23 protein-coding genes are annotated in these 25,592 nt (G+C 66.2%); 5 read left to right on the top strand and 18 right to left on the bottom strand.

Annotation, left to right across the window (positions count from 1 at the left end):
- Positions 1 to 61 precede the first annotated feature (61 nt).
- Positions 62 to 577, top strand: a complete 516-nt coding sequence (locus JN531_RS00900) for a protease complex subunit PrcB family protein (RefSeq protein ID WP_228346971.1) — start codon at positions 62 to 64, stop codon at positions 575 to 577.
- A 19-nt stretch (positions 578 to 596) separates the two neighbouring features.
- Entirely contained in the window at positions 597 to 1,505 is a 909-nt protein-coding gene (yihG, locus tag JN531_RS00895; protein ID WP_228346970.1) for a 1-acylglycerol-3-phosphate O-acyltransferase, YihG family, read from the top strand.
- On the opposite strand, the gene JN531_RS00890 is transcribed toward yihG, so the two are convergent.
- The 15 genes from JN531_RS00890 to JN531_RS00820 all read right to left on the bottom strand — a co-directional run bounded on the left by JN531_RS00890 (position 1,502) and on the right by JN531_RS00820 (position 17,217).
- Positions 1,502 to 2,716, bottom strand: a complete 1,215-nt coding sequence (locus JN531_RS00890) for an MFS transporter (RefSeq protein WP_228346969.1) — start codon at positions 2,714 to 2,716, stop codon at positions 1,502 to 1,504. The genes yihG and JN531_RS00890 overlap by 4 nt on opposite strands.
- Positions 2,713 to 3,354, bottom strand: a complete 642-nt coding sequence (locus JN531_RS00885) for a fumarylacetoacetate hydrolase family protein (RefSeq protein ID WP_228346968.1) — start codon at positions 3,352 to 3,354, stop codon at positions 2,713 to 2,715. The genes JN531_RS00890 and JN531_RS00885 overlap by 4 nt, the downstream gene beginning before the upstream one ends.
- A gap of 42 nt (positions 3,355 to 3,396) precedes the next feature.
- The gene (locus JN531_RS00880) at positions 3,397 to 5,181 is read right to left on the bottom strand and encodes an amidase family protein (RefSeq protein WP_228346967.1); all 1,785 of its coding nucleotides are present in this window, start codon (positions 5,179 to 5,181) and stop codon (positions 3,397 to 3,399) included.
- Positions 5,182 to 5,294: 113 nt separating this feature from the next.
- Positions 5,295 to 6,947: a phosphoenolpyruvate carboxykinase (ATP) gene (locus JN531_RS00875; protein WP_228346966.1), complete on the bottom strand. Its 1,653-nt coding sequence runs from the start codon at positions 6,945 to 6,947 to the stop codon at positions 5,295 to 5,297.
- A 192-nt stretch (positions 6,948 to 7,139) separates the two neighbouring features.
- Positions 7,140 to 9,155 carry a methyl-accepting chemotaxis protein gene (locus JN531_RS00870; RefSeq protein ID WP_228346965.1) on the bottom strand — a complete coding sequence of 672 codons (2,016 nt, stop codon included), beginning with the start codon at positions 9,153 to 9,155 and terminating at the stop codon, positions 7,140 to 7,142.
- 32 nt (positions 9,156 to 9,187) lie between these two features.
- Positions 9,188 to 9,553: a response regulator gene (locus JN531_RS00865; protein ID WP_228346964.1), complete on the bottom strand. Its 366-nt coding sequence runs from the start codon at positions 9,551 to 9,553 to the stop codon at positions 9,188 to 9,190.
- 87 nt (positions 9,554 to 9,640) lie between these two features.
- Positions 9,641 to 10,909, bottom strand: a complete 1,269-nt coding sequence (locus tag JN531_RS00860; RefSeq protein ID WP_228346963.1) for a dihydroorotase — start codon at positions 10,907 to 10,909, stop codon at positions 9,641 to 9,643.
- Complete coding sequence (locus tag JN531_RS00855; protein WP_228346962.1) at positions 10,906 to 11,859, bottom strand: aspartate carbamoyltransferase catalytic subunit; 954 nt, start codon at positions 11,857 to 11,859, stop codon at positions 10,906 to 10,908. Before JN531_RS00855 ends, JN531_RS00860 begins: the two co-directional genes overlap by 4 nt.
- On the bottom strand, positions 11,856 to 12,335 hold the full coding sequence (gene ruvX / locus JN531_RS00850) for a Holliday junction resolvase RuvX (protein ID WP_228346961.1): 480 nt from the start codon (positions 12,333 to 12,335) through the stop codon (positions 11,856 to 11,858). The genes JN531_RS00855 and ruvX overlap by 4 nt, the downstream gene beginning before the upstream one ends.
- Positions 12,336 to 12,350: 15 nt before the next feature.
- Complete coding sequence (locus JN531_RS00845) at positions 12,351 to 12,905, bottom strand: YqgE/AlgH family protein (RefSeq protein WP_228346960.1); 555 nt, start codon at positions 12,903 to 12,905, stop codon at positions 12,351 to 12,353.
- Entirely contained in the window at positions 12,898 to 13,458 is a 561-nt protein-coding gene (locus tag JN531_RS00840) for a Gx transporter family protein (RefSeq protein WP_228346959.1), read from the bottom strand. The genes JN531_RS00845 and JN531_RS00840 overlap by 8 nt, the downstream gene beginning before the upstream one ends.
- Positions 13,442 to 13,798, bottom strand: a complete 357-nt coding sequence (locus JN531_RS00835) for a NusG domain II-containing protein (protein ID WP_228346958.1) — start codon at positions 13,796 to 13,798, stop codon at positions 13,442 to 13,444. The genes JN531_RS00840 and JN531_RS00835 overlap by 17 nt, the downstream gene beginning before the upstream one ends.
- Positions 13,795 to 14,865, bottom strand: coding sequence for an FAD:protein FMN transferase (locus JN531_RS00830; protein ID WP_228346957.1), 1,071 nt, complete (start codon positions 14,863 to 14,865; stop codon positions 13,795 to 13,797). Before JN531_RS00830 ends, JN531_RS00835 begins: the two co-directional genes overlap by 4 nt.
- On the bottom strand, positions 14,865 to 15,821 hold the full coding sequence (gene gshB / locus JN531_RS00825) for a glutathione synthase (protein ID WP_228346956.1): 957 nt from the start codon (positions 15,819 to 15,821) through the stop codon (positions 14,865 to 14,867). Before gshB ends, JN531_RS00830 begins: the two co-directional genes overlap by 1 nt.
- 115 nt (positions 15,822 to 15,936) lie before the next feature.
- Positions 15,937 to 17,217, bottom strand: coding sequence for an acetyl-CoA C-acetyltransferase (locus JN531_RS00820; RefSeq protein ID WP_228346955.1), 1,281 nt, complete (start codon positions 17,215 to 17,217; stop codon positions 15,937 to 15,939).
- A 269-nt stretch (positions 17,218 to 17,486) separates the two neighbouring features.
- Here JN531_RS00820 and JN531_RS00815 point away from each other — a divergent pair, with 269 nt between their 5' ends.
- Both JN531_RS00815 and groL read left to right on the top strand, forming a co-directional pair.
- A complete protein-coding gene (locus JN531_RS00815) occupies positions 17,487 to 17,774 on the top strand; it encodes a co-chaperone GroES (RefSeq protein WP_228346954.1) in 288 nt (95 codons plus the stop codon).
- A 35-nt stretch (positions 17,775 to 17,809) separates the two neighbouring features.
- Positions 17,810 to 19,453, top strand: a complete 1,644-nt coding sequence (gene groL / locus JN531_RS00810) for a chaperonin GroEL (protein WP_228346953.1) — start codon at positions 17,810 to 17,812, stop codon at positions 19,451 to 19,453.
- A 64-nt stretch (positions 19,454 to 19,517) separates the two neighbouring features.
- Here groL and JN531_RS00805 read toward each other — a convergent pair whose 3' ends face one another.
- The 3 genes from JN531_RS00805 to JN531_RS00795 form a co-directional block, all read right to left on the bottom strand.
- The gene (locus JN531_RS00805) at positions 19,518 to 20,801 is read right to left on the bottom strand and encodes a hypothetical protein (RefSeq protein ID WP_228346952.1); all 1,284 of its coding nucleotides are present in this window, start codon (positions 20,799 to 20,801) and stop codon (positions 19,518 to 19,520) included.
- A gap of 93 nt (positions 20,802 to 20,894) precedes the next feature.
- Positions 20,895 to 23,060: a TonB-dependent receptor gene (locus tag JN531_RS00800; protein WP_228346951.1), complete on the bottom strand. Its 2,166-nt coding sequence runs from the start codon at positions 23,058 to 23,060 to the stop codon at positions 20,895 to 20,897.
- A 52-nt stretch (positions 23,061 to 23,112) separates the two neighbouring features.
- On the bottom strand, positions 23,113 to 23,400 hold the full coding sequence (locus JN531_RS00795; protein ID WP_228346950.1) for a hypothetical protein: 288 nt from the start codon (positions 23,398 to 23,400) through the stop codon (positions 23,113 to 23,115).
- 180 nt (positions 23,401 to 23,580) lie between these two features.
- On the opposite strand from JN531_RS00795, the gene JN531_RS00790 reads away from it, so the two are divergent.
- Positions 23,581 to 25,590, top strand: coding sequence for a DUF2298 domain-containing protein (locus JN531_RS00790; protein WP_228346949.1), 2,010 nt, complete (start codon positions 23,581 to 23,583; stop codon positions 25,588 to 25,590).
- Positions 25,591 to 25,592 lie beyond the last annotated feature (2 nt).

Raw genomic sequence — 25,592 nt, 5'->3', positions numbered from 1 at the left:
AGTCGCAATGGGCGAGAATATGGCGATTCAAGGTCAGGGGATGGCACCAGACGGGATGAGAATGAACGGAAAGATGAAGCGCACAGTGTTGCCGATGGTGGTCGTTGTACTGGTGTCGGGCTGCGCGACCGGCATCGGCGGCTGGCTGTCGCCATCGCAGTCGGTGGCTGTCAGTGAGGTGCGCCGCGGCTTGCACTGCGGAACCGACACCGATGAGACGCGCCTAACGCTGCTGGACTCGGCCGACGCCGCACAACGCTGGGCCGACCAGCGTGGCGCGCAGTTGTCGGGCGAGGATCGTCTGGCGCCGACAGGCCGCTTCGTCATGGTGGAGATGGGTGCGCGGCCTTCCGGGGGTTATGGTCTGGCGGTCAGTGCGGCTGCGCGTCAGCGCGGCAACCAGCTGATGCTGCAGGCGACCTTCTTCACCCCGACACCCGACACGCTGGCAACCCAGGCGCAGACCCAGCCCTGTGTGCTGGTCCGGCTGCCCGAGTCGCCGGTGCAGGGCGTGCGGTTGTATGACCAGAGCGGCACGCTCCGCGCGGCTGCCGATCGCGCCCACGACAGCGACTGATCCTGCGGGAGGAACCCACATGCTGAGAATCCTGCCGGGCCCGTTGCAGGGCGTGATCATGGCGCTGTTGCTGGTGATCAACACCCTGTTCTGGGCGGTCCCGTTGTTCGCGCTGGTGCTGCTGAAGCTGCTGACGCCGCCGCGGGGTCAACTGCGGTCGCGCATGAGTCGCGCGGTGGCCTGGGTGGCCCAGCGTTGGGCGATGATGAACACCGTTTTCGGGGGGGCGCTGCTGGATTACACGATCGATGCCCGTATCGATGCCGACCTGCATCCGGACGGGCAGTATCTGGTCTGTGCCAACCATCAGACCTGGAACGACATCTTCGTGCTGATGGCCACCTTCGGTCGCCGCGCACCGTTCTTCAAGTTTTTTCTCAAGCAGGAATTGATCTGGGTGCCGGTTCTCGGGTTGGCCTGGTGGGGGCTCGATTATCCCTTCATGAAGCGCTTCAGCGCCGAGCAAATCCGGCGCAACCCGGCGCTCAAGGGCAAGGACATCGAGACCACCAAACGGGCCTGCCAACGTTATCGGGACCAGCCGGTGATGATTCTCAATTTTCTCGAGGGCACCCGCTTCACCCCGGCCAAGCATGAACGGCAGCAGTCGCCGTACACCCACTTGCTGAAACCCAAGGCGGGCGGCTTTGCCTTCGCCATGAGCGCGATGGGGCCCAAGCTCAATGCCCTGCTCGATGTCACCATCGTCTATCCCGATGGCGCCTGCGGTTTCTGGGATTTTCTTTGTGGCCGCATGCACCGCGTCACGGTTGATGTCCGCCAGCTCGAGATCCCTGCCGCGTTCTTTGTCGACAGTTATGAAACCGACGCCGGCGCGCGCGCCCGGTTTCAGCAGTGGATATCCGCGTTGTGGCGCGACAAGGACGATCGCATCACCGCGCTGCTCGCCGAAGCCGGACCGCGCTAGCGCGGCCGCCAGATGGCGGCCACGCCCGGCAGGGCGCTGCCGCGATCCAGCCGTGAGACCAACAGCAGGCAGCCGGTGGCAGACAGCCCGATGGCGAGACCCAGCAGCGGCACATAGCCGAGACTGTCGCCGACCACGCCGCCAGTGAAGGCCGCCATCCCCATCACCACCACGATGATGCAGGCCAGCAGTGTGTAGTCGGTACCGGCATGATCCGGGTCGGCGGCATCCATCATCAGGGTGAACAGCGCGACGGTGGCCATCCCGCCGAACAGGTGCTCGACCGTCGCGCCGAGCCACAGCATCGGCAGCGTGGCCATCCCCGATGCGGCGAGCAGGTAGGGCAGCAGGCTGGCGGTCTGCAGCAGTCCGCAGGCCAGCAGCGTGGTGCGGCGTTGCCATCGGAATGCCAGCCAGCCCCCGAGTGCGGCGCCAGCGAGGCCGGCGGAGGCGCCCAGCGTTCCCTTGATCAGCGCGATTTGGCCCGTGTCCAGTCCCAGATCCAGCATCATCGGGCCGATATGCGCCGATGCCATGGTGTCGCCGAACTTGTAGAGCCCGATCAGGCCGATGAAGGACCCCATGCCGGGCCGTTGCAGGCGCGCCCACCACCCGGCCCACAAGCGGGACGCGGGGGGTGATGGAGGCTGTTCCGATGCCGGCTCGCGCAGGGTCAGGACCGGCAATACCGTCAGCGCCAGCAGCGCGGCCATCACCATCAGCATGCCGCTCCAGCCGATCCGGGTGTAGAGCCACAGCAACAGGCCGCCGCCGAGCACCATACCGAGGCGGTAGCCCCCCACCTGTATGCCGTTGCCCAACCCCCGCATCGGCGGGCTCAGCAGGCGTACGGCCAAGCCGTCGGTGGCGATGTCCTGGGTGGCGGCGATGACGTTGAACAGCAGCAGCGCCGCAAACAGCACCACCAGGCTGTCGGCCAGCGGCAGTCCCGCCAGCACCACCGCCAGCACTGCCCCAGCCACCTGCAGGGGCAGCAGCCAGTCGCGGCGCCGGCCGCGGTGATCCACCCAGGGTGCCCACAGGAACTTGAGGGCCCACGGCAGGAACAGCAGGCTGGTGGCACTGATGACCGTCAGCGAATAGCCCGCTTCGCGCATCAGGACCGGTAGCGCCTGGGTGAAGAAGCCATAGGGCAGACCTTGGGCGAGGTAGAGCGCAGCCAGCAACACCAGGATGCGGGTGCGGCTCACGCGCAGTGCCAGACGTGACGGCCGAGGGCCTCTCCTTCCAGCGTGACTTCGTCACCCGGGACCAGCGGGCCGACGCCGGCGGGCGTGCCGGTGTAAATGACGTCGCCTGGCTCCAGCGACCATAGCTGCGACAAGAGGTGTATCTGCCGCGCCACCGGATACAGCATGTCGCGAGTGTGTCCATGCTGGCGCAAAGTACCGTTGACGTGACAGGTGAACGATAGGGCCTGCAGGTCCTGTTCGAGATAGGGCTGGAAGTCGCCGAGCGGTGCGGCGCCGTCAAAGGCTTTCGCCCGCTCCCATGGCGCGCCCTGGCGCTTCAGACGTGCCTGCAGATCACGCAGGGTGAGATCCAGCCCGAGGGTGATTCCGGCGACGCTGTCGAGCGCGTCGCTGATATCGATGTCGCGCCCGCCGCCGGTCAGCTGAACCACCATCTCCGCTTCGTGATGCACGCTGCCAAAGCCCCGGGGCAGCACGATCTCGGTCCCCGCCTCGACGATCGCCGAGACCGGTTTCATGAACACGACGCAGCCCTCATCGGGCAGCGGCGGTGCGTCGTCGAGACCGAGCGAGGCCAGTTCAGCGACATGTTCGGCGTAGTTCTTGCCGATGCAGAAAATGCGGTTGACGGACATGGGGGATCCCGGTGGCTCCGCCGCATTATCCTCCAGCCTTCATCAGGGTGGGGCAGGGACCTCCGCGAAACCGCGTACGTAATCGGCGATCACGCGCAGGTAGGTATCGACAGGTAGCGATTGAGGATCCTCATCCAGCAACGGTAGCAACAGCGATTCGCGGGCGGCATTGAAGGTCGCGGTGATCAGGGTGTCTGCCAGCGGATCGCGCCGCAGCGCTGGCGGTGTCCGCCAGTGGGTCTGCTGCTCATAGTGATAGGCGATGCCCAGTGCGGTGGGCTCATCCCATTTGCGGGCCAGGATTTCGATGCCCTTCGGCACGCCATCGGACGTCAGGCCGATGGGGACCACCACCGAGGGGTTCTGGGTGCTGGAACCGAAGTCACAGGTTCGGGGGCTGCTCCCCGGTCGCAGTAACAAGGCATCCAGTCGTACCGTTCCGCCTTCCGGTAGCGGCCAGGCATCCATCAGGCCTTCAACGTAGGCACGGGTATCGACATGCTGTTGCAGCAGGGCGGGATCGGGTGGTGCGGTGGGATCGCTCAGCGCGCCGGCTCCGACGGAAGCCAGCGCCACCGGGCTCACCAGGCCGGTTTCGAGAATGCCGTCGGTCGGCAGCCTGCATCGATTGATGCCAGGGTTGAGTGCGGTCAGGCAGCGGCGCGGGGCGGCGTAGCCGTTCTCAGCCTCGAATTGGGCGAAGTAGTCGTTCCATTCGTAGTGCATGGCCGAGGCGGCCACCGAGACGAATTCGGGGAACTGGACGTCGTAGACCGTCGCGCCCAGCGCCTCCATTTCGGCGATGGCGGCATCGATCAGCGTCAGGTGCTCGCCGTCGCCGGCGGCATCGCGGGTACCGAACTGCCGCACGAATCCAAGCTTTCGGCCGGCGAGCCCGTTGCCGACCGTATCCAGAAAGCGCGTGTAGTCGTCAGGTCGTTTGGGCAAGGTTGGATGCTGGTATTCCAGTGTTTTCGGGTCGCGTGGGTCGGCACCGGCCATCGCGTTGAGCGCGAGTACCGCATCGTAGAGCGTGCGCGCCATCGGTCCGGGCGCGTCGCGCGAGTGGGTCAGGGGAAAGATGCCGTGCTGTGACACCAGCCCGACGGACGGACGAATGCCAACCAGCCCGTTGACCGACGACGGAAAGCGGATCGACATGCAGGTGTCGGTGCCGGTACCGATGGCCGCGAAGTTGGCGGCGATTGCCGCGCCGGTGCCGGAACTGGAGCCGCCCGGGCTCTGCCGCGTGTCGTAGGGGTTGCGGGTGAGCGGGCCACGCCCGCTGGTGCCCATCACCGTGAAGGCGAACTCGTCCTGATTGGCTTTGCCCAGGATCAGCGCGCCGGCCGCGCGCAGCCCGGCGACCGCATGGGCATCAATCGACGGCTGATGCCCCAGCATTGAGTATGAGCCCGACGTCGACGGGTGGTCGAAAGTGTCGTAGTTGTCCTTGAGCAGCATCGGCACACAATGCAGCGGCCGGTCGCCGATGCCCCGATCGGCCGCATACAGGGCATCAAGGGCAGCCGCTTCGTCCCTGGCCATCGGGTTGATACGCAACACCGCGCGGATCGGAAGTCCGCCCGCTTGCGGCGTGTTGTCGATCGTCGCGATCCGCTGCACATACTGCTCGTAGAGGGCGACACAGGTCAGCGGAGCGCCATCCGCCTTCCGCTGCGCACCGGCGAAGGCGGCATGGATATCGGCCACCGTGGCTTCCTCCAGATCGAAGGCCTTGGCCGGTGTGGCGTCCAACGTTGTACCGGCCCCGCAGGCCGTGATCAGGAAGGGCAGGCATAGCAGCAGGCAGGGACGAGACATCATGGCGCGGACTTCCGGTGGTTTTCCACGTCACAGCACGCTTCGTGCCACCGCCACAGCCAATCACAGACGAAAACGGCCACCTCGAGGGTGGCCGCTCGATTCCTGCTCGGCGTTCAGATCCGGGCTTCGATCCCGAATGCGGCAAAGCCCTTCTTGTCGAAGTTCTGCCGGAACATGTCGCGCAGCTTGGTCGCTGAGGCGTCGTAGGCATCCTTGTCGGCCCAGGTATTGCGCGGGTTGAGGATGGCGCTGTCGACGCCCGGGCAGCTTTTCGGCATTTTCAGGTTGAGGATCGGCTGTAGCTCGGTCTCGACCGTATCCAGCTCGCCGTTGAGGGCGGCGTTGAGCAGGGCACGGGTGACCTTCAGGCTCATCCGCTTGCCGGTGCCGTAGGCGCCCCCGCTCCAGCCGGTGTTGAGCAGGATGCACCGGGCCTGGTTCTGCTGCATCTTCTTGGCCAGCAGTTCGGCGTAGACGTTGGGCTTGTGGGCCATGAACGGGCCGCCGAAACAGGCCGAGAAAGTCGGCTGCGGTTCGGTCACGCCGACTTCGGTCCCCGCCACGCGCGCGGTGAAGCCGGAGACGAAGTGATACATCACGTCCTTCGGCTCGAGGATGGAGATCGGCGGCAACACCCCGAAGGCGTCGGCGGTCAGCAGCACAATGGTCTGCGGATGCGGGCCCCGGCCGTTGGGCATGGTGTTGGGCACCACCTCCAGGGGATAGGACAGGCGGGTGTTCTCGGCGATGCTGCGATCGCTGAGGTCCAGTTCGTCCGGATGGCACTCCGCCATGGTCTTGCCGGGCAGCGGCGGCACGTTCTCGATGATGGTGCCGGGCTGGCTCATGGCGGCCGCAATGACCGGCTCGGCCTGCTTGTCGAGATCAATCAGTTTGGCGTAGCAGCCGCCTTCGAGATTGCACAGGCCGGTATCCGACCAGATGGTCTCGTCGTCGCCGATCAGTCGGCGACTGGCGTCGGCCGACAGGGTGGTCTTGCCGGTGCCGGACAGGCCGAAGAGGATGGCGCCATCGCCTTTCTCGCCGACGTTGGCCGAGCAGTGCATCGACAGCCGACCTTCCAGTGGCAGCAGATAGTTGCCGACGGTGAAGATGGTTTTCTTGTTGACACCGCAGTAGTCAGCGCGCCCCGCCACCAGACAGATGCGGTTGCGGGTATCGATGATCACGGCCGCTTCGGCGCGGCAGCCGTCGCGCTCGGGCACGCACTCGAAGCTGGGAACGTTGATCATGGTCCAGCGACGGGCCTCGACGTCGTTCACGCCCTCCAGATCCTTGGGGAACATGTTGTCGACGAACATGGCGTGGGTGGCGTATTCGCCGACGAAGCGATACGGCACCGCGAACGCGGGGTCCGAGCCCATGAACACGTCCTTCACGTACAGGGTCGACTGCTTTTGGTTGACGTGTTCGATGACGCGCTTCAGCAGCGCCTGGTACTGGTCGGGGTCGTAGGGGTTCAGGTCGGCCTTGAACCACAGCTGGTCGGCCACGTCCGGCCACTTCACCGCATAGGTATCTTTGGTGCGGCGGCCGGTACAGTCGGGGTCGGTGTAGTAGACCAGCGGGCCGTTGACCCCGAGCTTGGTAGCGTATGCCTTCTGCGCGTCGGATGGACCGTCGCGGCGCACGCGTCCCCGGTCGTTGGCGATGGCCTCGTGAAACAGCTCCGGCTTGCTGAGGTTGTACTTGTAGGAAACCGTCTTGAGCCCAAGCAGTTGTTCGAGGTCGGCCTGATAGGTCATGTGGGGTCCTTACGTGGAAAGGCGGGCAGATGAACCCGGCGCAGGGTGGCGCCGAGTTCGCCAAAAAAGGGTCGCAAATGGTACGGATGACGACGCTTGGTCGCAAGCAAGCCCAATTAAAACAGAGACTTGCCAGTCACCTTGCGGGGCATTTCGCGTCAGCTGCGCGGCGTCAGCCCACCGCCATGGGGCTTATTCCGGCAACTTGAACCCGGCCACCGATGCCCGCAACTGCTCCGACAGCGCGCTGAGTTCGCCAATGGCCTGGGCGGTTTGGCCGGCGGACCCGGAGGTCTGCACCGCGATTTCGCGAATATTCTGCATCTGACCGGCAATGGTGGTGGCCGCTGCCGACTGGTTGCGAGCGGCGCCGGAGATTTCCTGGATCAGCCGGGCGATCTGCTGGGAGCTGGTCTCGACCTGGGTCAGAGCACCACCCGCCTCCTCGGCGCTGCGGGCACCACTCACCACGTTGTGAGTCGAACGCTCCATCGAGATGATGGCCTCGTTGGTATCCGCCTGAATGGTTTTGACCAGGTGCTCGATCTGACGGGTGGCGGTGGAGGCGCGCTCGGCCAAGCGTTGGACTTCCTCGGCCACCACCGCAAAACCGCGACCCTGCTCACCCGCCATTGCGGCCTGAATCGAGGCATTGAGCGCCAGTGTGCTGGTTTGTTCGGCGATATCGTTGATCAACTCGATGATGTTGCCGATTTCCTGGGACGACTCGCCCAGGCGTTTGATCCGTTTCGCGGTGTCCTGAATCTGTTCACGCAGGGCGTTCATGCCCTGAATGGTGCGGTCCACGGTTTGTGCCCCGTTGTGGGCCACCGCGACCGATTCCTGCGCCTGCTTGGCGAGCTGCTCGGCACGGCCCGCGACCTGCTGCATCGACTGCGAGGTGGCGGCGATCTGCGTGGTCACCGCGGTCACGTCTTTGGCCTGTTGCTCGGAGGCCTGGTTCATGCGGGCGGCAATCTGCCGGGTCTCGCCTGCGCTGTCCGCCAGCCGCTCGGAGGTGTTGGTGATGGTGCCGACCAGCGCACGCATGTTCTGGACGGTGTAATTGATGGAGTCGGCAATGGCGCCGGTGAAGTCCTCGGTGACCGTGACGTCAACGGTGAGGTCGCCATCAGCGAGGTTGGTGATTTCGTCGAGCAGTCCGAGAATGGCCTGCTGCTGGCGGGCGTCCCGTTGTTCACTCTCGGCCGATCCACTCTGGGCGGTGCGGACGAAGATGACGAAGAATCCGGCGATGGCGGCGATCGCCAGTAGCAGCGCCAGACCACTTACCACCGGCAGCACACGGTTGGGCTTGATGTTGTCGAGCAGGGCCTGCTCGAGCGCCTTCGATGCCGCCAGCAGGTCTGCTGCCTGTCCTTGCAGCAGGGCCGAGCGGGCCTGCAGCTCATCCACCGTGGCGGCCGAGTCGACGATGGTCCCGATGCCATTGGCAATCGGCAGGTACTGTTCCTGCAGGGCGACGGCGGCCGTGATGGCGTCGCGGTCCCGCAGCGCCGGCAGCGTGTCGTCGCCGCTGATCAGGCGCTCGTGGGCGCTGACAAAGCGGGCGCTCTCAACACGCAGGGTCTCGGCATTTTCGGCAGCATTGCGGCCTTCGCCAAGGACGGCCGGAAGCGCGCCTGCCACGCGTTCGAGACGGGCAAGCTGGCGGGTTGCCAATTGCACCTGACGCACCGGGGCGCCCCCGCTGGCCAATTGTTCCGACAGCGCTTCGGCAGCGCTGGCGATGGCCGGCAGCTGTTGCTCGATTTCGGCTGCCTGTCGCTGAATGGTGCGGTAGGCCGATTCACCACCAACGATTTGATTGATCGAGCCCTTGAGCGTTTCCCAGGTCGTTGCCAAGCCCTCCACCGCTTCGGACACCGCCGCCGGAGCGGCTTCGATTCCGGTGATGTCGTCGCCGTTACGGAGGGTCTCGAGGGTGTAGTCGAAATCTTCGACGCGCGCGCTGAGAAGCCCGAAATCCGGGGTCACCCCGCGGGTGGCAGCGCTACCGGTTTCGGCAATTTCCAGGGCATCGGCGCCGGCCTGACGAGTCAGCTCGAGCAGGTCCTGATCGCGGGCCTCCTGGGCACCGCCGAAATAGAACCCGCCCAGGGCGATGGCAATGAGGACAACGGCTGCCACCAGCAAGGCGACATCGCGCCGGAGCAGGGCGCTTCGCGCGGTATTGAGATCTGCCATGGTTCCCCCCGAAACGTGGCGTGAAGACGGAATCAGCCGTTCAGCACAGTGTTGATGCGGCTCAGGAGGTCGGCTTCCTTGACCGGTTTGACCAGATACTCGCGGGCACCCTGACGCAGGGCCCAGACTCGGTCGGTTTCCTGGCTCTTGGCGCTCACCACGACAATGGGAATATTGGCGGTTGCCGGATCCTTGGACAGCGTGCGGGTGGCCTGGAAGCCGTTGACGCCGGGCATCACCACGTCCATGACCACGCAATCCGGCATTTCCGCACGGATTCGTTCGATCGCCTCCTCGGCACCGCCGGCTTCGAGCACCGTATGTCCGGCCTTGCTCAGCATGTTTCTCAGGTTTGCCACGTCGGTGGGCGAGTCGTCCACCACCATGATGCGCGCCATGCGGCTTCCCTCGTGCGTTGGAGTGAGATCGGTGCGGCTTTTGACCGCCGTCAGACTATATACCACGGCCCCCGCGCGGTCGGCAGTTCAGGCGCGGCGGACGCCGTCGTGCCAGCAGGCGCTGACCTTGTGACGAAAGCGCCAGCCTTCGAAGGGCGTATGGCGCCCACGGCTGAGAAGCTTGGCGGCTTGCAGGGTCCAGTCGGCATCGGGGTCGATCATGACCACATCGGCCGCAGCGCCCGCCTCCAGTGTCGGCGCCGGCAGCCCAAGAATCCGAGCCGGTGCGGCGGTGATGCGATCGACAGCGGCCAACGGTGAGAGCACACCGTCATCGACCAGCTGCAACACCAGCGGCCACAGGGTTTCGAGGGTTGACAGGCCCGGCTCCGTCAGCGGAAACGGGTTGATCTTGGCATCGGCCTCATGCGGTTGATGGTCGGAGCAGACGGCATCGATGGCGCCGCGACCGACTGCGCCGCGCAGGGCGTCGCGATCGACGGCATCCCGCAGCGGTGGCACCACGTGGCCGAGGGCGTTGAAGCCGTCGATCAGGTCCTCGGTGAGAAATAGCTGGTGGGCGGCAACATCAGCGGTGATCGGCAGGCCGCGGTCTCGCGCGGTCTCCACCAGTTCGACGCCGCGGGCGGTCGACAGCCGACCGAAATGCACCCGGGCACCGGTGTCCTCCACCAGCGAGATCCAGAACCGCAGCGCTGCGACCTCCGCCGCTACCGGGATGGCGGCCAGACCGAGCCGTGTCGCCACCGGGCCCTCGTGCGCGCAGCCGGGGCCGGCGAGGGCAGGGTCTTGCGGAAACACATGGATGGTCAGCCCCAGGCCGTGCGCGTATTCAAGGGCACGTCGGGCCAGCAGTGGATCCTGCAGCGGACGCAGGGCGTTGGACAGGCCAACACAGCCCGCAGCCTTGAGCGCACTCATCTCCGCCAGGGCGTTGCCGGCGAGTTCACGGGTCAGGGCGCCGAGGGGCGCTACCCAGGGGCTGCGCACCGCTTTCGAAATGCGCAGCACCCGCACCACCATCGCCGGGGTATCCAGCGGCGGGCGGGTATCCGGGGGGAGCGCAAAACGGGTGATACCACCGGCGAACGCAGCGCGCGTCTCGCTGGCGAAGTCCGCCTTGCCAGTGTCCCCCGGCTCGCGGAAGCGGGCACAGAGGTCAACCGCGCCGGGCACGATCCACTGGCCGTCCGCCTCCAGCACCTCGTCATAGGGTTCGACCGGCTCGGCATCGCCGAAGTGGGTGATGCAGCGATTGCGCAGGCCGAGATGACCGCGCACATCCAGCCCCCGCGCCGGGTCGAGCAAGCGGGCATTGCGGATCAGGATGCTCATCGCCGCCCTCCGAGAATCAGGTCCATGACGGCCATGCGCGCGGCAATCCCGTTCCGCACCTGATCGAGGATCACCGACTGCGGGCCGTAGGCGATGTCACCATCGATTTCGACGCCCCGGTTGATCGGCCCCGGATGCATGACGATGGCATCGGGCTGCAACAGCGCCATGCGGCGGGCGTTGAGACCGTAGTCGCGGTGAAATTCTCCGAGGCTGGGCAGGAAGGCCCCCAACATCCGTTCCTTCTGCAAGCGCAGCAGGATGACCACATCGGCACCCTCCAGCGCCGGATCGACCTGGTGGAAGATGCGAACGCCCATCTGCTCAATGCCTGACGGCATCAGCGTTGGCGGAGCCACCACCCGAATCTCGGCGGCTCCCAGCGTGCGCAGGCCGTGGATGTCCGAGCGGGCCACCCGCGAGTGCAGGATATCGCCGACGATACAGACCTTGAGTCCATTGACCCGACCCTTGTGGCGGCGGATGGTGAGCAAATCCAGCAGCCCTTGAGTCGGGTGGGCATGGCGACCATCGCCAGCGTTGAGAATGGCCACTCCGGGCGCTGCATGCCGTGCAAAGAAGTGCGCGGCGCCGGAGGCATCGTGACGCACCACGAACATGTCCGCCTGCATGGCTTCGAGGGTCTTGAGGGTGTCGAGCAGCGTCTCGCCCTTGGTCGCGGATGACGCCGCCACCTGCAGGTTGAGGACGTCTGCCGACAGCCGTTTGGCCGCCAGCTCGAAGGTGGTTCGGGTGCGCGTCGACGGTTCGAAGAACAGGTTGATGACGGTGCGGCCGAGCAGGCTGTCGTGCTTCTTGTCGGTCCCCTGCTCGTCGACGAAGGCATCGGCGCGGTCGAGCAGTGCGGTCAGCAACGGCGCCGGCAGCCCCTCGAGGGTCAGGAAGTGGCGCAGTCGGCCTTGATCGTCGAGCTGGAGCGATGCCGTCATGGGGCGGCATTATCACCCAAATTCGCGGTGCCGGAAGCCGGCGGCATCAGTCGCAGCGTGCCGGCCGCGCCGCCCTGCGAAAACCACTGTTCGAGAATGACGCGGGCCGACTCGGCATCGCGGTCGCTTTTGCGGACCCGCCGGCCGAGGCGGCCGCTGGCACGGTCTTCACGCAGGCGATCGTCGGCGGCGCGCGAACTGAACCGTTCGTCGCAGGCATAGACCGGACAGCCGAAGCGGCCGTGCAGGGCACGGGCAAAGCGCAGCGCCCGTTCGGTCGCCGGCTGCAGGGCGCCCTCTTCAGTGAGCGGCCACCCCACCACGGCAGCGGTGGGGGCCCAGTCACGCCAGGTTCGACTGAGCGCGATCCAGTCATCGGGGGGAAGCGTCGGCAGTACGCTGGCGCGTCCGGTGAGCGCTTCGCCGACGGCGATACCAACCCGTTTTTCGCCGACGTCAAACGCCATCACCGCCATGCGCCCGGGACCGGCTCAGGCGTGACCGGCGGTCGACGTCAGTTGCGTCACGTCCACCCCCAGCAGGCGGGTGGCGGCCTGCCAGCGCTCCCGCGCCGGCAGGTGGAAGATGATCTCGCTGTTGACCGGGGTGTTCAGCCAGGCGTTGCGCATGACCTCTTCCTCCAATTGACCCTCGTCCCAGCCGGCGTAGCCGAGCACCACCACGTAGTCGCGCGGGCCCTGGCCTTCGCCGATGGCACGCAGGATGTCACGGGAGGTGGTGATGAAGAGGTCGTCTTCCAACGCCAGGCAGGACTCCCACTCGCCGGGTGCCCGGTGAATCACGAACCCGCGCTCCGGCTGCACCGGACCGCCCCAGTAGACGGTGACCTCCTCGTCAAGGTCGCCGCGATCAAGGTCCATCTGTTTCATCATGTCGCTGAGCGTGAGCTCCAGCGGGCGATTGATGACCAGGCCGATGGCGCCATGATCGTTGTGCTCGCACAACAGGGACACCGTGTTGGCGAACTGTTCGTCTTCCATGCCGGGCATGGCGATGAGGAACTGGTTCTTGAAGAAATCACTCATGGGGGCAGTGTACCGGGCCCGCCGCAGGCCGGGGCGGCAGGCGCGCCAGCAGACGGCCGGTCAGCCAGCCGGTCACCGCACCCAGCGCCAGCGCCGCCGTCAGTAGCGGCGGCAGCAGGTGCACCAGCCCCGGGTGTGGTACGAACCAGGCCCAGGCGATCATGAATTGTCCCCCGACGTGGGCCACGGCCGACGCCAACGACAGGCCCATGACCGATAGCGCTGCACCCGGCAGGAGGCGGTTCCAGGCGGTGCCGAATGCCAGAACGGCAAGGCTGGCGGCGGCGCCGGACAGCGACAGCCAGAAGCCGGGCGCGAGGAAGCTGCCGACCAGCAGGCTGCCCACCAGTACGCGCAGACCGTTGACCCAGATCGCCGGGCCCAGCCCGTGGCGTACCAGCACGATGAGGGTCACCACATTGGCCAGGCCCGGCTTGATGCCCGGCACCGGGGACGGGATGCCGGCCTCCAGCAGGTGGATGAGGATGGCGATGCCGGCAAAACCGGCAATCAGACGGTCCTCGCGGCTGAATCCTTCAGAAGCTGACGGCATCGACGCCTTCGCCTCCGAGCAGGCTCAGGGAGACCCGGTTGGGGATGCAGGCGGTGCCGTCCCCGGTATGCGACAGCCACCCGGTATGGATACAGATGCGGTTGCGGCACGGGCCGTCGACAAAGCGGATGCGATGGTCCGCGACGTCGAGCACGCTGGTGCCCTCGGCCCCCTCGATACGGATGCGTTGCGGCGTGTCGAGGGCAACGATACGCACCGTTTCGCCGCGCACACGGATTTCCGCTTCCTGCGCCGCGATCGGCGGTTGCCACAGTGCGGCGTAGAGTGTGCCCAGGCCGCCGCACAGCAGGACCAGCAGCACCCGGTCGGCAACCGTCACGGCAGCCGTTCCAGCGTGAGGCCGTCGGGCAGCAGCAGACGCTCGGCCAGGCGTGCCGTGGCCTGCAGCCGTCCGTCATCGCGGACCACCAACACCTGGTCGAGTTCGAGCGCGGTCGCCACCGACGGCCAATCCGTTCCGGCGACGAACAGGGCAGTGCTGGCGGCATCACCGAGAACGGGATCGTCGGTGACCACCGTGACCGACTGCAGACCACGTGCCGGCTGCCCGCTGCGCGGATCCAGCAGGTGGTGGTAGCGGGTCCCCGCGTGAATGAAGTAGCGCTCGTAGTCGCCGCTGGTGATGATGGCTTCGTCGCCGTCGGTGGGCAGCAGGGCCAGCATCTGCTGGCTGTCGGCGGCAGGACGTGGGTGGCGGATGCCGATTCGCCAGGGCTGCGAGCCCTTGCGACCGGCCGCCTGCACGTTACCGCCGATGTTGACGATGAGATTGGGGTAGCCGGCGGCCTTCAGGCGTGCCGCGATCTCGGCGGCGGCGGCGCCCTTGGCAATGCCGCCGAAATCCAGTTGCACGCCGGGTGCCGGGCCCCAGACATCTGCTGCCGCCAGCGGCGGCGCGGCGCTCAGCGCGGCCAGCGCCGGGCGCAGGGCCGTCTCGTTTGGGGGGGCGTTGCGGAAGTCGGTCTGGTCCTGGAACTGCCAGAGCTTGACCAGCGCGCCGATACGGGCGTCGAATCGGCCGTCGCTGCGGCTGCCGATGTCGGCGGCGCGACGGATCAGGGGCTGCAGTTCGGCGGGTAGTGCGGCGGCGACACCCTCAGCGAGCCGGGCATTGACGGTGGCCAGCGCGCCGTCGCCGAGCACGCTCCAACGCCGCTCGAATGTCTGCAGCCACGGCGCCAGGGCGTCGAGTGCCGCCTGGGCATCGGCATCGGTCTGCTCGGGGGGCACCCAGAGGCTTACGGTGATCAGCGTGCCAAGCCCCAGCAGGTCGCGCGTGATCACCCGGCCATCGTCGTCGTTGCGCTGTGCCAACCAGACGAACAACGCCACCATCAGCAGGCCGGTCAGCGCACGACGGCCGAATTGCTTGAGTCGGGGATCCATCAGGGCAAGGGGCCGGCCGACTGCCGTTCCAACACGGTCATCAGCCGACCGCCGATATCCAGGTCGTGAGCGGCGTCAATCTCGCGAGCGCAGGTCGGCGAGGTGACGTTGATCTCGGTGAGCCAGTCGCCGATCACGTCGAGACCGACGAAAATCAGGCCGCGAGCCTTGAGCTCGGGCCCGACCTGTGCCGCGATCCAGCGGTCCCGCTCACTCAGGGGCTGCGGTCGACCACTGCCGCCAGCCGCCAGGTTGCCCCGGGTTTCGCCCTGCATTGGCACCCGTGCCAGACAGTACGGCACCGGTTCGCCGTCAACCATCAGGATCCGCTTGTCGCCATCACGAATGGCCGGCAGGTACTGTTGCGCCATGATCAGGTGACGGCCGTCGGTCAAGGCTTCGATGACGGCGCCGAGGTTGAGGCCATCCGGTCCGACCCGGAAGATGCCGCTGCCGCCCATGCCGTCCAGCGGTTTGAAGATGACATCGCCGTGCTCGGCATGGAACGCCCGCAAGGTCGTCGGATCGCGGGCGATCAGGGTCGGCGCGCAACACTGCGGAAAACGCGTGATGAAGAATTTCTCGTTGCAATCGCGCAGCGCCGCCGGGCGATTCACCACGCGACAGCCCTGCGCTTCGGCCAGTTCCAGCGTGTAGGTGGCGGCGATGTAGTCGAGATCGAACGGTGGGTCCTTGCGCATCAGCAGGGCGTCGAGGTCGCCCAGCGGTGCCACGTCTGGCGCACCCAGTGTGAACCAGTCCTGGCGGTCGTCCCGGACTTCCAGCGCTCGGCCGCGGCCGAGCGCGATGCCATCGCGAACCCACAGATCGCCCATCTCGTAGTAGCGCAGGCGCCAGCCGCGCGCCTGGGCGGCCAGCAGCAGGTGCAGGGTGGTGTCCTTGTAGGGCTTGATCGCCGCGATCGGGTCCATCAACACGCCGAGCGTTCGGGACATGGGGGAATCCGGAGGAGGGAGAGCGGGAGTTTACCTGCGACCCGCCGCGGGGACCCATTCCCCATACACCGAAGCCCCGGCACGAGGCCGGGGCTGGGCTTACCGCTGCGACGTGCTACTTCTCGACGATGGCGGTCACGCCGACACCGCCGGCGGCGCAGATCGAGATCAGCCCGCGGCCACCACCGGCCTCGTCAATGATCTTCGCCAGCGAGGCGATGATGCGGCCGCCGGTGGCGCCGAAGGGGTGCCCGAGCGCCAGCGAGCCGCCGCGGACATTCATCTTGCTGCGGTCGATCTTGCCCAACGGCTTGTCGAGGCCGAGCCGGTCCTTGCAGAAGCGCGGGTCTTCCCAGGCCTTGAGGGTGCACAGCACCTGGGCGGCGAAGGCTTCGTGGATCTCGTAGAAGTCGAAGTCCTGCAGTTTGATGCCGGCGCGCGCCAGCATCCGCGGCACGGCGTAGGCGGGGGCCATCAACAGGCCTTCCTTGCCGCTGACAAAATCGACGGCGGCGGTCTCGGCATGGGTGAGATAGGCCTGCACCTTGAAGCCGTGTGCCTTGGCCCAGTCGTCGCTGGCCAGCATGACGGCGGAGGCGCCGTCGGTCAGGGGGGTCGAGTTGCCGGCTGACAGGGTGCCCTTGCCGGACTTCTTGTCGAAGGCCAGACCCAGGGAGGCCAGTTTCTCCAGGCTCAGGCTTTCGCGCAGGTTGTTGTCACGTTCAAGCCCAGCGAACGGCACGATGAGGTCGCCATAGAAGCCGGCGGCGTAGGCATTCGCAGCCTTCTGGTGACTCTCATAGGCCAGTTGATCCTGGTCCTCGCGGCTGATGTTCCACTCCTGGGCCATCAGTTCGCAGTGTTGGCCCATGCTCTTGCGGGTACGCGGTTCGCCGTTGGTGGGGATCGCCGGTGCCAGCATCGACGGCCGGAACTTGGCCAGCGCCGCCAGCCGTTGTCCGGTGGTTTTGGCGCGGTTGGCTTCCAGCAGGATCTTGCGCAGCCGGTCGTTGACGGCGATGGGGGCGTCGGAAGTGGTGTCGACGCCGCCGGCAATACCGGAGTCGATCTGCCCGAGGGCGATCTTGTTGCCGATATTGATGGCCGCCTCCAGCCCGGTGCCGCAGGCCTGCTGCACGTCGAAGGCCGACGTTTCCGGCGCCAGGCCGGATGACAGCACCGATTCGCGGGTGAGGTTGAAGTCCCGCGAGTGCTTGAGCACGGCGCCGGCAGCGACTTCACCGATGCGCTCGCCATGCAGCTGGAACTTGTCGACCACGCCTTTCAGCGCCGCCGTCAGCATGACCTGATTCGATTGGGTGGCGTACGCGGTGTTGGACCGGGCGAAGGGGATGCGGGCGCCACCGAGAATGGCGACTTTGCGGGCCTGTGCCATGAAACGCTCCTGAAAAGGTGATCGGGCGGCCCTGTCGACAGGGCCTGACGTGGGAGTAAGGATACGCCCGGGTTCTGGTGAACCGGTTGGCCGTGGCGACAGCCGGCAGGGGCGCCATCAAAAATTCACGGCCGCCCCCTTGAAAGCGGGGCCACTGCCCTCAACAATTAGCAGCCTCACACTGCGAGTGCTAACAAGCGGCCCGAAAATGTCGCGGAGCGCTCGTGCTGGAGCCTAACCAAGTCCTTGTCCTATCGGGAGAATATCTGATGAAACTGCGTCCGTTGCACGACCGCGTGATCGTGAAGCGTCTGGAAGAAGAGAAGAAGTCCGCCGGCGGTATCCTGATTCCGGACTCCGCCGCTGAAAAGCCCCTCAAGGCGGAAGTCGTGGCCGTCGGCCCCGGCAAGCGCACCGATGACGGCAAGACCCATGCGGTCGACGTCAAGGCGGGCGACAAGGTGTTGATCGGCAAGTACTCCGGCACCGAAGTGAAGGTCGACGGCGAGGACCTCGTGGTCCTGCGCGAAGACGACATCATGGCCGTGTTCGCCTGATCCGCTTCCACCCCAATCATTAGAGGAATTCAGTAATGTCAGCGAAAGAAGTCAAGTTTGGTGACGACGCCCGTGCCCGCATGGTCGCCGGTGTCAACGTGCTCGCCAACGCGGTCAAGGTCACCCTCGGTCCCAAGGGCCGCAATGTCATTCTCGACAAGAGCTTTGGCGCCCCCACCGTCACCAAGGACGGGGTCTCGGTTGCCAAGGAAATCGAACTGAAGGACAAGTTCGAGAACATGGGCGCCCAGCTGGTGAAGGAAGTCGCCTCCAAGACCTCCGACGCCGCCGGTGATGGCACCACCACCGCCACCGTGCTGGCCCAGGCCATCCTCAACGAAGGCCAGAAGAGCGTCACCGCCGGTGTTGACCCGATGGACATCAAGCGCGGTATCGACAAGGCGGTGGAAGCCGTCAGCGCCGAAATCAAGAAGCTGGCCGTGCCCTGCAAGGACCGCAAGGCCATCGCCCAGGTCGGCACGGTGTCCGCCAACAGCGACGAAGCCATCGGCGAAATCATCGCCCAGGCGATGGACAAGGTGGGCAAGGAAGGCGTGATCACCGTTGAAGACGGTTCCGGCCTCGAAAACGAGCTGGATGTGGTCGAAGGCATGCAGTTCGACCGTGGCTATCTCAGCCCCTACTTCATCAACAACGCGCAGAGCCAGCAGGTCGAGCTGGAAAGCCCGCTGATCCTCATCAGCGAAAAGAAGATCTCCAACATCCGCGAGCTGCTGCCGGTGCTGGAAGGCGTTGCCAAGTCGGGCAAGCCGCTGATGATCATCGCCGAAGACGTCGAGGGCGAAGCCCTGGCCACCCTGGTGGTCAACAACCTGCGCGGTATCCTCAAGGTTGCCGCTGTCAAGGCGCCGGGCTTTGGTGACCGCCGCAAGGAAATGCTGAAGGACATCGCCATCCTCACCGGTGGCACGGTCATCAGCGAAGAAGTCGGCCTGTCGCTGGAAAAGGCCACCATGGACGATCTCGGCACCGCCAAGAAGGTCCAGATCAACAAGGAAAACACCACCATCATCGATGGCGCCGGTGAAACCAAGGCGATCGAGACCCGCGTGTCGGAGATCCGCACGCAGATCGAGGAAGCCACCAGCGACTACGACCGCGAAAAGCTGCAGGAGCGCGTCGCCAAGCTGGCCGGTGGTGTGGCGGTGATCAAGGTCGGTGCCGCCACCGAAGTGGAAATGAAGGAAAAGAAAGCTCGCGTCGAAGACGCCCTGCACGCTACCCGTGCAGCCGTGGAAGAGGGCATCGTCCCCGGCGGCGGTGTCGCGCTGGTGCGTGCTGCCACGGCCCTGGAAACGCTCAAGGGTGCCAACGACGACCAGACGGTCGGCGTCAACATCCTGCGTCGCGCCATCCAGGAACCGCTGCGCATGATCGTGCGCAACTGTGGCGAAGAGCCCTCCGTGGTGCTCAACCGGGTGGCCGAGGGCAAGGGCAACTTCGGTTACAACGCCGGCAACAACACCTTTGGTGACATGGTCGACATGGGCATCATCGACCCCGCCAAGGTGACCCGTCTGGCACTGCAGAACGCGGCGTCGGTGGCCGGGTTGCTGCTCACCACCGAAGCCATGGTGGCCGAGTTGCCGAAGAAGGACGAGCCGGCAATGCCGGGCGGTGGCGACATGGGTGGCATGGGCGGCATGGGCGGCTTCTAAGCCTGTTGCTTCCGCTGTACCCGAAGCCGGGGCCCGCAAGGGCCCCGGTTTTTTTTATGGCCGGTCAGTGATCGTGGTCGTGTTCATGGTCATGGTCGGCATCCGGCGCAATCCCCAGCCAGGTGATCCCGGTCGGCGCGAAGTCGAGGTCGACATGATCGACGATGTCGACGGTTGCCAGGTCCACCACCACCACCGCCATTCCGGCCGGGTCGGTGACGAAGGCCAGATCGTCCGCGCCACTGGTGGTGATGCGGGCGGCACTGTCGTCGGCGGCGAGGACCTGGACGGCAGCCTTGCGGTCGAAGTGATCGCCATGGGCCTCCAGTACGTGGAGCATGCCGGTACGGTCGAGGATCAGCAGGTGCTCGCCGTGGGCATCAAAGCGGTACTGGCGAATGCCGACATCCGCTGCCGCTCCGTTCCAGTCGAACGGTGTCGCGGTGTCGGTCGCCGGGTCGATCACGTAGAGGGTGCCGTCACTGGCGAAGCCGGCGAACACCTCGACCGCATGGTGGCCGGCCATCTGGGTGATGCGCTGGCCGATCGACAGCTTGCGGTCAGTGAACGTCTCGCCGTCCTGCTGGATCAGCAGCACGCCATCGGTGCAGCCGAAGGCAGTGTAGTCCTCGTTGCCGGCGCTGCCGTGCAGGTTGTCGCAGGGGGTGGCGAAGCGCCCTTCGTCGTGGAAGTGGTCACCGTGCAACTGATAGTGCTTCACGGCGCTGCGGGGAACCCCGCCGGCCGCTTCTCCCGCCGAGTAGTCAACCGCCAGCACGGCCCCGTCGCGGGGCTGTGCGACGCCATGAACAGGCACCGGCAGCGTGGCACGGGCGACGATCTGCGAGACCGCCAGGCTGGCGTCGGTGAGCAGGTCGAAACCGGCCGGGGTGTCGCCTTCGCCGTCGTAGAACAGCGCGGCCTGATCCTCATGGACCTGGTAGTGCGCGGGTTTGGTGCCACTGCGTTCGAAGGCGAGCAGAGTCGGGGTGTCGGCGTGGACATGGTCGTCGTGCAGCCAGACGCCGCCGTCGACGAAGCTCACCAGCCCGTCGGCGGCTTGCACCACTACCGCATAGCGGCCGCCAGGGCTGGCGTAGAGCGCGGTGGGTGCGTGGCGCAGCGGCAGGCTGGCGACAGTAGTGCCGGTGTCGAGGTCATGAACCAGGGCACGGGACGCGGCGCCATTGGCATCGCCAATCACCAGCCGTCCCGATGAGGGCGCCTCGTGATCGTGGTCTCCGTGGGCGTCGCGGAGCGCGTCGTCGTCATTGCAGGCGGTCAGGACCAACACTGCAGCGGGGATCAGCATGCGGGACAGAATGTGTACACAGGAATGGATCGACATGGTCGGGCTCCAATGATGATGAGAAATGGAAGTAAGTGTTATAACGTTTCAGTCACGGTGTGCAGCTCGGACTGCAGCACCGGCGTGCGGTGCTCAGTCCGGGGTTCGAAAGTCGAAGCGGACGCCTGCAAACAGCGAGCGACCAGGTTGCGGGCTGATGTCCTTGATAAAGGACGTGGCGAGCCGCTGTTTCTCGTCGAGCAGGTTGCGGCCCTGCAGGTACAGGGTGACCACCCGTGCTTCGCCAAGCTTCAACCGGTAAGCGAGGTCCGCGCCGACCAGGTCATGTCCCGGCGTGTTGGTTTCCAACGGCGCCAGGCGATTCTGTTCGAACACCCGGGTGTAGGTGAGCCGGCCGGACCACGGCCCGTGGCGGAGATCTGCAGCAACGCCAGCACGGGCGGGGGTGATGCGTGGAAGGTTGTCCCCACGGCCGGATTCGAGTTGCCCACGCACGGTGTCGGCAAAGCCACTCAGGTCCAGTTGCAAACCGCCGCTGCGAACCGCCTGCAGTCGCGCCGACAGCTCGGCGCCGTAGAACGTGGCATCCCGCTGGGTGACGTCGAGCAGCAGCAGCTCACCGTCAGGGTCGAAAGTACCGGATTCGTCGACGCGGTCAGCCACGCCATCGGTGTTGCCGACACCGCTGCCGTCAGCGTTCAGCCCGTCATCCACCTCCTGCAGGTACAGATAGTCGGAGATGCGGTTGTAAAACACGCCGACGGTCCAGGTGAGCGGGCCGTCGTCGCGGGACAGGCTGAGATCGAGATTGTGTGCGGTTTCCATGTCGGCACCGGCATCGCCGCGTTCGAAGGCGAGGGTGGCAAGGTGCGGGCCATACGCGTAGATCTCCTCCGGCGCCGGTGCCCGATCGGCGCGCTGGCCGTTGAGTCGCAGGTGCAGGTGTTCGCGCCACCGCAAGTGCAGGCCGGCCGATAGACTGAGCGGATTGAAGGACCGGCGACCGAGGCTGGCATCCTCGGGCTGGTGCCGGATGTCATCGACCCGCGCTCCCAGTTCCAGCCGATGGCGGCCGAACGGACGGCCCTCGATCCAGAACAGCCCAAGACTGTCGGTCTCGACCGGCGGCACGAAGGCCTCTTCGCCAATCGCTTCGAAATCGCGGTTGCCGACCTGGAGGCCGACGACGCCCGCCCAGTGGGCGAACGGGCGATGGGCCAATTCCACTCGGCTGTCGAGCCCCTGGATGTTGAAAGTGGTGCCGATCTCGCCGTTGGGCTCGACCTCCTGATGTTGGTAGTCGGTGATGCCGGCCTTGACTTCCAGCCGGTCGAAGCCGGGCAGCGGATCAAGCAGCATGCCCCGCAGGTCAGTCTGGGTCTTCTCCATGTCGATGCGGACACCATCGCCCTCGGCACCGGGATCTTCGGCACCCTCCTCTTCGTGCGCGTGGCTGTGGCCCGCGATGCCATAGTTGCTGTCGAACCGGGTGACGGCGATCCCGGCCATGCCGCGGCTGCCGACCCAGGCCAGCGAGCCGCCCAGGCTCTCGGTACGCAAGCGGCTGTTCTCGAGCACGCCAAAAGGCGCCGCCTCGTCTTCGTGGCCCTCGTGACCTTCGTGGTCGTGAAGATCCTCCGCCCCGGCCCGCGTGGCATAGCCGGGAATGTCGAAATCGTCGGCGTTGCGGAGCCCGTAGCGTGCCCCGAACAGGAGGCCCTGGTAACCGTAGCGCAGCCGCAGCGCGGTGTTGGCTTCATCACCGTTATCCCCCCTCGACAGATCGCCCTGCAGGCGCAGTCCGGGGATGACGACGTCGGGCAGCCGGTTGTCGACCACATTGACCACACCGGCTGATGCGCCGCCGCCGTAGATCAGGGTGGCCGGGCCCTTGATGACCTCCACCTGTTCAGCATTCAGGGGGTCGACCGCCGCCGCATGGTCAGCGCTGACCGATGAAGCATCGACGGCGCCGATGCCGTTCTCGAGCACCTGGACGCGCGGCCCCCCCTGGCCCCGGATCACCGGGCGTCCAACCCCGGGACCGAAGCTGGCATTGGCCAGGCCCGGCCGATGCTCCAGCAGGTCGCCGAGGGTGCCCTTGCGGCGCTGGTCCAGCGCGTCACCGCTGATCACGTCAACCGGGTGGACCAGGTCGTCGGCGCTGTCGCCGAGTGGATTGGAATGGACCACGATGGTGTCCAGCGTGGCGGTGGGTTGGGCGGCGAGTGTCGCCCAGGGAAAGCTGATGGCGGCGAGTGCCACCGGCGCGAAATGTCGCGCGGGGAATGCAAACATGGAACCGATCCTCGAAAACAGATGACGGTGCCGCCGCAGCGGCACGACAGGGTCAGGTGGTTATCGATGACATCGGATGGTCAGGGGGTCCGCACGCGGGCGGGAGGACTGCATGCGGCGCCAGGCTCGACCCCGGCTGCCGCTGGGGCGCGGGCGCATGCCACACCGTCGCGACCGTCAGCGTTGTTACCGTGGGGGCGGCGGCATGGTCAAGCTTGTGAGCGTGGAGACACAGCGCACAGAACGGCTCGTTGCCATCGTCGTCGATCGCGGCATGCTGCAGATTGTGGGCAGCCGTCAGCCACTGGCCCAATACCAGGACCAGGGCGAGCAACCACATGCGACGGGCATTCGGCAAGTGCATCGCCGAAAGTGTAGCGCGAAGCAGACCGGTTGGGGGTGATCCCCAAGCCCCCCGACCGGGGCGTTGACGCCGGGGGGAACAGCCGCGAAGCTCTTGGCACTTTGCGCGCGCGGTCGATCGGCACGACGACCGCGCATATCCGGGGATCCTCTGCCGATGACGGTCTTGTATCTGGGCACGCTGGTCGTGCTGTTGGCGCTGCACGGCATCGCGCTCAGCCTGTTGCTGCGGCGCTGGGCCGGAGCCCCGGCGCTGGCCTTGACCCTCGGCGTCTGCGGCGCGGTCGTGCTGATGTTTGCGCTCGAACACGCCGTCGGTTTGGGTCCCCTGCGGGGTGTCGGCGCGCTGACGGCACTGCTGGCGGCCGGCTTCATCTGGCGGGAGCGCTCACGGTTGCGTCGGCCAGCCGTCTGGTGGCAGACGCTGCCGCTGTTGTTGACCCTGGCGTGGGGGCTGCTGTGGAAACTCAATTTCCCCAGTATTTATCCGACTTCCGAGCGGGTGACCGACCTCTACTTCATTGCCAGCTATCTCGACGGGACGCGGCTACCGCCGATAGACCACTGGTTCCCGCCCTATGCCTTCGATTTCTATTACGCGTTGCAGCACTATGCCGCCGCCCTGATGGGGCGACTGTTTGCCCTGCCGAGCGGACTCACCTACAACCTCGCGTTCGTACTGCTGCCCGGCCTGACCCTGGCGCTGGCCTGGGAAACCACCCGTCGACAGGGCACCGCTTGGGGGCCGGCGGCCCTGCTGCTCCTGGTGCTGATGATCGGCGGTACCGGCGCCAGCCCCTGGACCCGAGTGGTGGTCGACAACGGGGAAGGGACGCCGGTGGCCACCGCCAATGACCGCATGTGGGCCAGTGCGCGCTTTGTCGGCGGCTTTGACCAGCGCATCAATACTGATCTCGGCAAGGCGGTGTTCGGCAGTGCGCTGCCCCCCCGCCACGAGCGGCAGGACCTGCCGCTGGAAAATCTCGGCTACCAGTACTACGTCGGCGACTACCACCCGCCGCTGGGCGGCTTCCTGTTGCTGGCGCTGGCCTTGGCGCTGATGGTCGGGTTGCAGGCGGTGAAGCCGATATCCCCGCGCGGCCAGGGCTTGCTGGCGGTGCTGGCCGCGACCGTACCGCTGACCCTGGCGGTCAACACCTGGATCTTTCCGCTACACCTGCTGCTGGTGGCGATCTGGGGACTGTGGCAGCTGCCGCGTTGGCATGCCGAGGCGGCGCTCGGGCCGTCGTTGCGGGCCGCAGTTCTGGGCGGTTTGGCGATGCTGGTCCTGCTGCTGCCGTTTTTGTCGGGCTTTTCGCAGCGCAGCCTGGAAACTGGGTTCCAATGGGTGTCGGCGGCACAGCACACGCCGTGGGTTTCGTTTCTGGTGTTGCATGCACCGGTGCTGATCCTGCTGGGTCTGACACCCGCCGTGCCGCCACGGCTGCGCGCGGTCGCCTGGCCGGTGGCATTGGCCTTGGTGCTGGCGCTGGGCTTGTCCGAACTGTTGTATGTCGATGACCTGTCCGGTGGGCAGTACGAGCGCACCAACACCACGATGAAATGGTGGGGGTGGATCTGGACCGCGACGCTGCTCGGGGTTGCGCCCGCCGTGCTGGCGAGCGGCCGCCGCAGTGTGCGGGTGGTGGCGATGTTGGCGCTGGCATCGACCTTGACCTACGTCGCCGACATCGTCGGCTACTGGCGCTCGGAGGGCCGCACCGATTTCGGTGAGCTACATGCCGAGGCTATCTATCGGCGAGAGGTTGGGGGCCGCGCCATCATTGAATTCCTGCGGCAGGCACCCGAGGGCATCGTGCTCGAACGTCTCAAGGAAGACGCCTATGACCATGGCGGCGTCTACAGCGCCTTTGCCGGACAACCCCTGTGGCTGGGCTGGCCGCTGCACGAGGTGACCTGGCGTGGCCAGTTGCCGGAGATCTGGCAGCGGCGCGATGCGCAGCGGGCGATCTTCGAGGCGCGCCACCCTGACCCTGCGACCTACCTGCTCGGCTACGACGTGCGTTACATCGTCTGGAGTGTGCGCGAGGCGCAGCAGTTGGCCGGGCACCGTGAAGCGTTGTCGGCGCAGTTGTCGCCGCACTATCGTTGGCGCGAACTGGGGCGCGTCGGCGATGCGCCAGTCGGGGTCTGGGTGCGCCGGTGACC

Source organism: Flagellatimonas centrodinii, assembly GCF_016918765.2.
Classification (GTDB): domain Bacteria; phylum Pseudomonadota; class Gammaproteobacteria; order Nevskiales; family Nevskiaceae; genus Polycyclovorans; species Polycyclovorans centrodinii.
Note: the sequence above shows the minus strand (reverse complement) of the source record. Positions and strands in the feature narration are given on the sequence as shown.

Coding starts and splice junctions, on each gene's coding strand:
- JN531_RS00815 (WP_228346954.1), top strand. CDS start 17,487: ATGAAACTGCGTCCGTTGCACGACCGCGTGATCGTGAAGCGTCTGGAA.
- yihG (WP_228346970.1), top strand. CDS start 597: ATGCTGAGAATCCTGCCGGGCCCGTTGCAGGGCGTGATCATGGCGCTG.
- JN531_RS00800 (WP_228346951.1), bottom strand. CDS start 23,060: ATGTTTGCATTCCCCGCGCGACATTTCGCGCCGGTGGCACTCGCCGCC.
- JN531_RS00830 (WP_228346957.1), bottom strand. CDS start 14,865: ATGGATCCCCGACTCAAGCAATTCGGCCGTCGTGCGCTGACCGGCCTG.
- JN531_RS00845 (WP_228346960.1), bottom strand. CDS start 12,905: ATGAGTGATTTCTTCAAGAACCAGTTCCTCATCGCCATGCCCGGCATG.
- JN531_RS00820 (WP_228346955.1), bottom strand. CDS start 17,217: ATGGCACAGGCCCGCAAAGTCGCCATTCTCGGTGGCGCCCGCATCCCC.
- JN531_RS00875 (WP_228346966.1), bottom strand. CDS start 6,947: ATGACCTATCAGGCCGACCTCGAACAACTGCTTGGGCTCAAGACGGTT.
- gshB (WP_228346956.1), bottom strand. CDS start 15,821: ATGTCCCGAACGCTCGGCGTGTTGATGGACCCGATCGCGGCGATCAAG.
- JN531_RS00855 (WP_228346962.1), bottom strand. CDS start 11,859: ATGACGGCATCGCTCCAGCTCGACGATCAAGGCCGACTGCGCCACTTC.
- JN531_RS00885 (WP_228346968.1), bottom strand. CDS start 3,354: ATGTCCGTCAACCGCATTTTCTGCATCGGCAAGAACTACGCCGAACAT.
- JN531_RS00795 (WP_228346950.1), bottom strand. CDS start 23,400: ATGTGGTTGCTCGCCCTGGTCCTGGTATTGGGCCAGTGGCTGACGGCT.
- groL (WP_228346953.1), top strand. CDS start 17,810: ATGTCAGCGAAAGAAGTCAAGTTTGGTGACGACGCCCGTGCCCGCATG.
- JN531_RS00860 (WP_228346963.1), bottom strand. CDS start 10,909: ATGAGCATCCTGATCCGCAATGCCCGCTTGCTCGACCCGGCGCGGGGG.
- JN531_RS00840 (WP_228346959.1), bottom strand. CDS start 13,458: ATGCCGTCAGCTTCTGAAGGATTCAGCCGCGAGGACCGTCTGATTGCC.
- JN531_RS00900 (WP_228346971.1), top strand. CDS start 62: ATGAACGGAAAGATGAAGCGCACAGTGTTGCCGATGGTGGTCGTTGTA.
- JN531_RS00805 (WP_228346952.1), bottom strand. CDS start 20,801: ATGTCGATCCATTCCTGTGTACACATTCTGTCCCGCATGCTGATCCCC.
- JN531_RS00880 (WP_228346967.1), bottom strand. CDS start 5,181: ATGATGTCTCGTCCCTGCCTGCTGCTATGCCTGCCCTTCCTGATCACG.
- JN531_RS00790 (WP_228346949.1), top strand. CDS start 23,581: ATGACGGTCTTGTATCTGGGCACGCTGGTCGTGCTGTTGGCGCTGCAC.
- JN531_RS00865 (WP_228346964.1), bottom strand. CDS start 9,553: ATGGCGCGCATCATGGTGGTGGACGACTCGCCCACCGACGTGGCAAAC.
- JN531_RS00870 (WP_228346965.1), bottom strand. CDS start 9,155: ATGGCAGATCTCAATACCGCGCGAAGCGCCCTGCTCCGGCGCGATGTC.
- ruvX (WP_228346961.1), bottom strand. CDS start 12,335: ATGGCGGTGATGGCGTTTGACGTCGGCGAAAAACGGGTTGGTATCGCC.